Annotated in this window: 10 protein-coding genes and 2 pseudogenes; 5 read left to right on the plus strand and 7 right to left on the minus strand. The window is 40.4% G+C overall.

Translation table 11 applies throughout. From position 1 onward, the window contains the following. Positions 1 to 439 precede the first annotated feature (439 nt). The 5 genes from CU633_RS17185 to CU633_RS17205 form a co-directional block, all read right to left on the minus strand. Positions 440 to 859 carry a hypothetical protein gene (locus CU633_RS17185; RefSeq protein ID WP_101661817.1) on the minus strand — a complete coding sequence of 140 codons (420 nt, stop codon included), beginning with the start codon at positions 857 to 859 and terminating at the stop codon, positions 440 to 442. Positions 860 to 1,110: 251 nt separating this feature from the next. Then, positions 1,111 to 1,827 (minus strand): hypothetical protein, encoded by a 717-nt coding sequence (locus CU633_RS17190; protein ID WP_101661818.1) that lies wholly within the window; start codon positions 1,825 to 1,827, stop codon positions 1,111 to 1,113. Positions 1,828 to 1,831: 4 nt separating this feature from the next. Beyond that, positions 1,832 to 3,004, minus strand: coding sequence for an MFS transporter (locus tag CU633_RS17195; protein ID WP_101661825.1), 1,173 nt, complete (start codon positions 3,002 to 3,004; stop codon positions 1,832 to 1,834). Positions 3,005 to 3,047: 43 nt separating this feature from the next. Next, positions 3,048 to 3,353 (minus strand): carboxymuconolactone decarboxylase family protein, encoded by a 306-nt coding sequence (locus CU633_RS17200; protein WP_180955009.1) that lies wholly within the window; start codon positions 3,351 to 3,353, stop codon positions 3,048 to 3,050. A gap of 32 nt (positions 3,354 to 3,385) precedes the next feature. Further along, positions 3,386 to 3,619 (minus strand): tautomerase family protein, encoded by a 234-nt coding sequence (locus CU633_RS17205; protein ID WP_180955010.1) that lies wholly within the window; start codon positions 3,617 to 3,619, stop codon positions 3,386 to 3,388. A gap of 154 nt (positions 3,620 to 3,773) precedes the next feature. Between CU633_RS17205 and CU633_RS17210 the strand changes: the two genes are divergently transcribed. Continuing rightward, complete coding sequence (locus tag CU633_RS17210; protein WP_101661821.1) at positions 3,774 to 4,112, plus strand: MerR family transcriptional regulator; 339 nt, start codon at positions 3,774 to 3,776, stop codon at positions 4,110 to 4,112. Between the two features lie 98 nt (positions 4,113 to 4,210). On the opposite strand, the pseudogene CU633_RS17215 reads toward CU633_RS17210, so the two are convergent. Continuing rightward, positions 4,211 to 4,798: pseudogene (locus CU633_RS17215) on the minus strand (transposase); the annotation flags it as partial. An 86-nt stretch (positions 4,799 to 4,884) separates the two neighbouring features. On the opposite strand from CU633_RS17215, the gene CU633_RS17220 reads away from it, so the two are divergent. Both CU633_RS17220 and CU633_RS17225 read left to right on the plus strand, forming a co-directional pair. Then, a complete protein-coding gene (locus tag CU633_RS17220) occupies positions 4,885 to 5,166 on the plus strand; it encodes an SCP2 sterol-binding domain-containing protein (protein WP_101661822.1) in 282 nt (93 codons plus the stop codon). 4 nt (positions 5,167 to 5,170) lie between these two features. Then, a pseudogene (locus CU633_RS17225) lies at positions 5,171 to 5,365 on the plus strand (hypothetical protein); the annotation flags it as partial. 103 nt (positions 5,366 to 5,468) lie between these two features. Here the strand turns inward: CU633_RS17225 and CU633_RS17230 are convergent. Continuing rightward, entirely contained in the window at positions 5,469 to 7,001 is a 1,533-nt protein-coding gene (locus CU633_RS17230) for an MFS transporter (protein WP_219620971.1), read from the minus strand. Positions 7,002 to 7,100: 99 nt separating this feature from the next. On the opposite strand from CU633_RS17230, the gene CU633_RS17235 reads away from it, so the two are divergent. Further along, the gene (locus CU633_RS17235; RefSeq protein ID WP_101661823.1) at positions 7,101 to 7,586 is read left to right on the plus strand and encodes a winged helix-turn-helix transcriptional regulator; all 486 of its coding nucleotides are present in this window, start codon (positions 7,101 to 7,103) and stop codon (positions 7,584 to 7,586) included. Positions 7,587 to 7,591: 5 nt separating this feature from the next. Continuing rightward, positions 7,592 to 8,134, plus strand: a complete 543-nt coding sequence (locus CU633_RS17240) for an alpha/beta fold hydrolase (RefSeq protein WP_257958956.1) — start codon at positions 7,592 to 7,594, stop codon at positions 8,132 to 8,134. Positions 8,135 to 8,615: the final 481 nt, after the last annotated feature.

Consider the following 8,615-nt stretch of genomic DNA (forward strand, 5'->3'; position numbering starts at 1 on the left):
GCTCAAAATCATGGAAATGTATTAACTGAATATTCTAACTACATTTATGCAACGCTAGTGATAATAAACAAATATAACAAAAAATAGATATTAACTACTACAGACCACTTATAACAAAAAAACAACAACCTTTTTCCTGGTTAATCCCTATTCATACCAATGTTTGTTGTTATTTAAGTCGAACAAAATCAAAATTTTAAATGGTAAAATATTACTATATACTCCTAATTAAAATAGCAACAAAAAACTTTTCGTAAAAATACAGCTTAAAACCTTTTCATCAAAAATGGTGGGGCTTAGTTCCTATAATATCAGCCAAACTCCAATATTATTTTAAGAATGCCCAGTGAATTTCCTCTCTACATTTTATTAGCTTAATTTTATCTCAATAAACCGAAACTAAAAAAACAGATCTTCCAGAAATAGAAAGATCTGTTTTTTAATTTTTTTCCTCGCTTGTGAAGCCTATGGTATTGATAATTAGAATATAAAAAGGAAAGACCATCAATACTCCTACCGCAAGAAGACCTGTACTAGGATTAGGAGCGTCCCCTTCATATGTTATTGGAAATAGAGATGCGATTATATAACCAAAAAGAACAAAATATGGAACCCAAAGGATAACCGTCCAAAATTTAGCTTTTCGACCTTTCATCCACTTTTTTGTTAGGAACAAGAGCAGGATTGTACCAAATATAAATCCAATAACAATAATTATAATATTTAAAGTGTTTACGGTACCAAGATTCCAACCCGTTAATCTACTAATTCTATAAACATTACCCGTAAGTTGGATTGGAACAAATATCATTAGAGCATATAGAATGCTAACCATATTTAATTTTAGAAAATACTTCATTCAAAAAATCCCCTCCCTAAATTCAATAAACTTTTATTCTACTTATTATATATAATAACAATTATTGCAAATATTAAGGTTACTTTTCAACCTCATCCAACTATATTGCCTTATAAAATAAGTTCAAATGATTAATTAACCAATCATAGGACATCAGTTAGTTTAAATAAATCTAGAATCTTTCAGTCTCAAAAACGAATGTTTTTGAGACTGGGTTAAAAACTAAGCATTCTTGTTTACTGGTTGGTGTCCTATAATTGGTTAGTTGTGTTACCCGTTTCCAGCCAATTGTCATGCAGCCACTTTTCCGTTACCCGACCACCTTTCCATTTAATTCCTTGCTCGAAGGTAATTATTTTTTCATCTGGACCAACGATCACCCACGCCCACGTATCCTCATCTGGTAAGTAGCACTTATATTTCATACCAGTAATGGTTACTTTTTTACCATTTATGGTTATTACTTCATCATGCGGACGGATCCAATGATTTTCTAAACGATCAAATAGCCCAGGTTGAGTCCAGTTAAGAAATGATTTTACAAGTTCCTCTGTTCTTTTTTCGGAAGGTAGTTGCTGAACAGAAGCAAAACGCTGATCCATCCATGTAATCCCGAGGATCTTATGACTGTCTTGGTCAACTGTAAAGGAATAATGTTCACCACCGAGTCCATTATTTTCTCTAGTTGACTTTTCATAACGGAACACCCATACATCGAATTCATTGTGTTTTCCACTACGAACATCTTTTAATTCGTATCCTTCAGGAATTGCCAAAAATTTTAGAGTAGCATCTAAAGCTGGCTGATATTTCTGCTCATTCACAGTAGTTTTTTGTTCAACTTGTCTCATATTGTTCACCTCATAGGTTTGTTTTTTTTGTTGAAAATCTTCAGCATATAAAATCACAAAATACATTCCAAATCCCAACAGCAGTAACGGTAATACGGACAATATTATCCTTTTCATTCGTTTACGCCTGATCTCGACTTTTAATAAGAAATGAGACGATTAATCCTATTCCTAACAAGAGCGCTAACACTTCAAAAGTTAAAAGATAACTCCCTGTTTTTAATAAACCAACAGCTACCACCGGACCGAGAGTTGCACCAATAAATAGAATGAACGTGTAAAGTGAAACCGCAATACCCCTCGCGGCTCCTCCTAATTGCCCGACAAGCGAGATGAGGGTCGGAACGGTTATAGAGATGCCTGCTACAAAAACGACACTCATCACAACAAGGAAGGGCAAATTGGAGCTAACTCCCAAAATCGCAAGACCTATCACAGCTAAGGATAAGCCTCCTATAAGAACGGTTTGGATACGGAACTTTGTAACCAAACGTCCCGAAATTGGGGAAACTAACATACCTAAAATCCCGATTGATCGGACATATAGTATGTTTTGGCTATCAAGACCAAACACAGGTCCACTTAAATAACTCCCAAGCGCCGTATACATCCCAACAAAAGAAAGCAAAAGTGTTATGGTGACGACGTAACACAAAAATAAGTCTTTTTGAATAAACACCTTTCCCATTTGTTTAAAAGGAGCAAGAATATTTCCTTTTACTTGTAGGACATCACCCTTTGGGATAAAAAACGCAGCTAATACGGTAGTAATTAGATAAACACCGCCGAGAATATAAAACACGTAGTTCCAACCAAAATATTGACTTACTAGACTGCTGATCACCTGGCCAACAATACCAGACATTAAAAATCCTGTGCTTACAAATCCAATTGTAGTAATCCGTTTTTCTGCCGGAAACATTTCAACTACATACGCAAGTGCAGCTGGTGCAAATGTAGCTGCAGCTATTCCTTGAATCGCCCGAAGAGCTATCAACCAAGACAGACTATCAAAAAATCCGATAATAGGGGAAACAACTGTCAACATACCTAACCCAATTAAAATGATTTGTTTACGTCCATAGCGATCAGACAATGGGCCAAAAAATAAAAATCCCACAGCATAACAAAATGAAAAAACACTGCTGGTCCACGTAGCTTGCGTTAGTGTTACTTCAAAAGCGTCTGCAAATACTGAAACCAAGGGAATGGTGGTATATAGGCTAGATACAACAACTAAGCCACACCAGAAAAGAATCGCCGTCATGAGAGAATAGCTTCTTTCTGAAGTCATATGATTAACTTTTCCTGCTGCTTCTGCCAAAGAAAGAACCTCCTTATCCATTTAGTTCATCCACCAAATCTGGTAACACAGAAAGGTAGTTACAGAGCCCACTAGCAGGAATCGCTAGCATCATTGCTTCCTTGATTTCATCCTCTGTTGCACCAGCTGCTAATGCTTTTCTAATATGCACACCAACTGCCGGTGAGTACCGTGTCGCTGTTAGAATTCCTAAATAGACTAGCTGTTTTGTTTTCTCATCTAAAGCTTTTGAACTTACCGTTTTATACAAGTCATTAAAGACAGTATACACATCTGGAAATTCCTCTTTAAACTGTTCGAATGCAGGATTTTTAGACAAATGAAAAGACCTCCTAAATATATCTTCAGTAATCACTTTTGTTTAGCTGGAAGTTCAGTTGTTCGGCTTTTTGTTAAAAATTCTGGATCAGATGCAACAATCCCAGCTTGCCCCCAATTTGTTAAAGAAACCTCTTTTAAAACAACTAATACTTTGTCTGGGGGAATATTGAACAAATTTACAGTTACGTCCGTTAACTCCTTAACCCACTGCTTTTTTTGTTCTTCGTTAAATCCTTCCCAACAATCAACATTAATGATAGGCACTCTAATCCTCTCCTCTTTCGAATGATGTAGATAATGTATATTATCTACATGTATTGTAACTTAATTACAAACAAAGTCAATTGGTTGCGCTAAATATTTGTAAATAAACTACTTTTGTTGTAAAATAATTACGAAGTGTACTGGAGGGAAATATGTGAGTAATAAATTTGAAATAGATCCATTACTTGATTTTGACTTGTTAAAGAAACTTGTTGTTGGCATTGGAGAGGTTTCCGATATAACAGGGGTACCTACGAGAAAAATACGTTATTGGGAAGAAAAAGGAATTATTGAATCTGAAAAAGAAGGAGAAGGAACAACTCGAAGATATAATTACTTAAACATAAAAAAAATTCTTTTAATTCAGGAGTTAATTGAAGAAGGATTTACACTTGATGCAGCAGCTAAAAAAGTTGAAGATCGGATGAAAAATATTAATGAAGTTTTTCTTAAATTAGCGAATACTGCTTCTAATAAAAAAGATGTTGAATAATTCCAACTCTCATCAAATAAAATAGCCGATTGCCCTTAGCGTAAGGATAATCGGCTTTTTGCTTCCATAAATTGTCTTAGCGTATATTTTCCGCGTTTTTCTGCCAGGACCCCATCCTTTACGTTCTTAGCCGGGAACTTCTCCTTCATGGATTCATCCACCTTGTAAATGGCTTTCCTCAGCTTTTTCGAACGTTCCATTAGGAATTCCCTAGGCTTCATTTGGTTATAGCGGGCTTTTGAATGGGTGGCGTCAACGATGATGGAGCTGCTCTTGATGATTTCTTTTTCAATCGCAATCCCCACTGTCTTATTGATAAGCAAGTTCAGGAGGTTGACGTCCTTGAGCCTGAGCTTCCGGAATTTTGTCAGGGAGCTCGGATCGATCACGGCCTCTTCCGGAGCCATGCCCAAAAAATATTTGAAGGACATGTCATATTTCGAACGCTCCACGATATCCACATCGGAAAGGTCATGGATGGTTTTTAACAATAAATATTTAAACATGCGAATGGGGTCGATGGCGTTCCGGCCGTTATCCAGACAATACTTATCCTCAAGTTCATCGTAGACGAAGGAAAAGTCGACCAGGTCATTGATCCTGCGCAACATGTTGTCCTCCGGCACGATTAGATTATAGAGATCCATATAAGGACTTAGCTTTATTGATTGTTGTTTTTGTATCACCGGAACCACCCACCTGAAAATTATTACCTAATTATAAAACAAAAAAAGGCAGAGACACTCAATTAAATTGAGAGCTGTGCCTTTTCATGTTTAAGGGTACTTTTTCAGTGGCCTCTTTCCACGCAATCTACCACTTCGAATTTATCGGAATAGAAGCAAGACAGGTGACGATACGAATCTTCGGCGGTAAATTGGAGATCGAGGATGGTTTTGTGGGTAAACCCAATATTACGATAACCGCAGACGGAAAAGAGTGGCTCTCTTTTCTTGCAAAGGAGAAAAGCATTGCAAGTCTCTTAATTCGCCGTAAACTGCGGTTGAAAGGATCGCCTAAACTTTTAGTGGCATTTGGCAAGTATTTTGTATAATTAAATGGTTCAAGATGGAATGCAGCACATCATGATCAGATCAAAGAGGGATGATCGAATAAAGGACACTTGGACGGCCCGGATTGATGCTTTTTTACTAGCGCCCGTTCCTGTAACAACGGAAGCGGAATGGCAGTATGTCTGCAAGGCAGGGACTTCGGGGTATCGATACGGTGAGCTTGCTGCGATTGCCTGTTTCATATCGACGATCTTGGTTTTCGTCTTGTTGGTTGTACCCTTGACCTCATCGCTGGCAGCGATGAGGTCAGGGGTGGCGAGCGAAGGGGGCGGACCCCGGGGGTTCAATCCCGCGGGGAAGGAGTGACGTCCCGAAACATTCGCCATGATAAAGCGGACAGGACAGCCAGGAGGAGAGCACTGATCATGGCAGACGCACTGAATCCTTGTGTGAAGGCTTCCTGTGCTGAAACCAGCAAATCCCCCGCGATGTCTTCCGGTAACTGATTGATGGTAACCAGAGCATTCGCCAGTGTATCCTTGATGGCAATGCTGGAGTCTGCCGGAACGGATGGAGGAACGTTGTCGGCGATCATGTTTCGGTAGACAGTAGTACCGATACTGCCTAATACGGCTACACCCAATGCAATCCCAAACTCTGCGCTTGTTTCAGAGAGGGATGATGCTGAGCCGGCTTTCTCCGGGGGGGCGGAGCCTACGACAAGGTCGGTACATATAACGCCAATCGGACTTGAGCCAATCCCTACAAGCACCATTCCTGTAATGAGCAGGACCATACTGTCAGGTTCTACAAAGATGAGAAGCAGGCAGCCTGCCATTGCAATGGCTAGAAACAAGATCAAGACAGGGCCAGCTTTCATCTTTTGGGACAACACAGGTGCCAGCATGGAGGCGGCGATCATGGCGCCTGAAGACGGCAATAACCAAAACCCCGCATACATTGGAGTCATACCTTCCACCATCTGCAAATACTGAGTTGTATAAAGAATCATGCCACTAAGGATAAAGCCACTGAATAACATGAGCGACAGTGCCGTATTGAAGCGACGGTTGTTGAACAGCGATAGATCCATGAGTGGATGTTTCAATTTGTTTTGACGGCGCAAAAACAGAATTCCGACCAGAAGGCTAACCAGAATGCTCGTGGAAGGAAGCAGTTGAAACCCATCTTTCGCGATCTCCTTTAGTCCATAAATCATCGGCAGGATGGTTGCAAGCGACAGGGGTACACTGTACAAATCAAGTGTGCCTGCCTCGGGATCACGATATTCCGGCAGCAAGAAGGGGGCAGTGACAAGCAATAACGCCATCACAGGGACACCAAGCAAAAATACGGAACCCCACCAGAAAGATTCCAGCAACAATCCCCCAACAACCGGTCCAATAGCTGTACCGACTAAAAAACAGCTCATCCATAATGCGATGGCCATCGAGCGTTGCCCGCTGTGTTTGAACATATTGCTGATCAAGGCCAGTGTACTGGGCATAATCGTTGCCCCTGCAATACCCAGAAAGGCCCGAGTGGCCACCAGCATCTCGGCGTTGACGGAATATGCGGCGATCACAGAGGTAATGCCAAATACGGTTGCTCCTGTTAATAACAATTTTCTACGACCGATTCGATCCCCGAGTGTCCCCATGGTTATGAGGAATCCGGCGATCATGAAACCGTAAACATCAAGGATCCACAATGTTTGGCTGCTGGAAGGTTTCAGATCCATGCTGATGTGAGGGATGGCCAGATAAAGTACGCTTAAGTCAAGAGATAACAGCAATGTGGGGAGGACAAGCACTGCGAGTCCAAACCATTCCCGTGCCCTTGCCCGGGGTGTAGTATCGGTTGTCATTGGAAACATTCACTTCCTTATCATTAATCATTTTAATTTCAGTTGCAAAATGAAACTAAAGTTAGTATAATCAAACTAACTACTAGAAGTCAAGGGGAGTGATGTCAAATGAAAAGTTCGAATGATCAGCAGCATCGCTCAGACTGCCCGATCAATTTCTCCCTTGAAATGATGGGGGACAGCTGGTCTCTACTCCTTATTCGAGATATTGTATTTGCCGGGAAAAAGACGTTTGGAGAATTCCTGTCCTCGGATGAAGGTATTGCCCGGAACATTCTGACCAGCCGACTCAATCAGTTGACAGAGAAGGGGATACTTGTGAAAAAGCCTCATCCGACTGATAAAAGGAAGGATCTTTATGAGCTAACGGACAAAGGGCTGGATCTTATTCCCATTTTGTTGGATTTATCCGCATGGGGTGCCAAACACGAACCGTTGACGAGGCATGCTCAAGCATGGTTGGCGGATGTTCATCTTGCCAGAGAACAACTGATCCATTTGATCCGGGATACCGTGGAAGAAGGGGGATCCGTTTTTGGAGGAGACAATAGTGTTCAGAAGAAATTAGGTCTGAAAGGAGTGGAAGAGACTTGAGATATGTGCTATTTATACATTGCGCGGGACCGCAAGGTCCGCAGCAGGGAAGTCAGCCATTGTTAGCGTATTTACAAGCAAAACTTGGGGAGGAATATGTTTTTTACAAGCCTAAATTGTCTGACCCAGAAAGCCCGGCATATCGGGATTGGAAAAGGTTACTTGATGAACAATTTAAAGTTCTATCGGGACAGCAAGTGATTGTTGTGGGTCATTCACTCGGCGCATCTGTTCTGTTAAAATATCTTTCTGAAAATGATCCTAATATCGTGATTGAAGGATTGTTTTTATTGGCGACTCCCTACTGGGGAACTGACGAAGACTGGCAGAATGTCAGCTATCAATTGCAGGCGAATTATTCGGAACATTTACCCCCCATTCCAAATATTTATTTCTATCATAGTCGTATAGATCCTGTTGTGCCTTATGTTCATTTCGAGAAATACTTGCAGGATTTATCCGGCGTCAACGGTAGAGTTCTCGATGGAGAAGAACATTATTTCGAAGAGGGATTACCCATGCTGGTAGAAGATTTGAGGAAAAAATGATTTGCGGAGAACGCGTTCTCCAGCGCACTGTCCGTACTTTCTATCGCACTTCAATCTTTACTGATTTTATATTATGCTTCTCGGGCATCGCCAAGGTCGCAGGAGTCAAATATTGGGTCGATATTTTCAAAAATCTTGGACTGCCGCAGTGGTTTCGTGTCGTCACAGGCTTCGTCCAATTAGGGGTGACCGTATCATTTCGGGTGAAACGTACGGTAAGACACATATTTGACAGAAAATAACCGGTATCCTGTACGCTAAGGGATAACCGGTTTGTTTTTTGATTTCTTGACTAATTTTTATGGATACGGAAACGATTCTGGGAATGAGGAGCCACATGTGAAAAAATTTATGCAATGCTAGAGGAATTAATTTAAAAAAATTTATTTTTTTAAAAGGGTTTTGTAAATACATGTTGAATCACTAGCGTTGCACTAATTAAATCAGATGATTTGAAATACTAACAATCTTCAAAAATTAC

The sequence above is a fragment of the Bacillus sp. V3-13 genome, from assembly GCF_002860165.1.
GTDB lineage: Bacteria > Bacillota > Bacilli > Bacillales > Cytobacillaceae > Bacillus_BJ.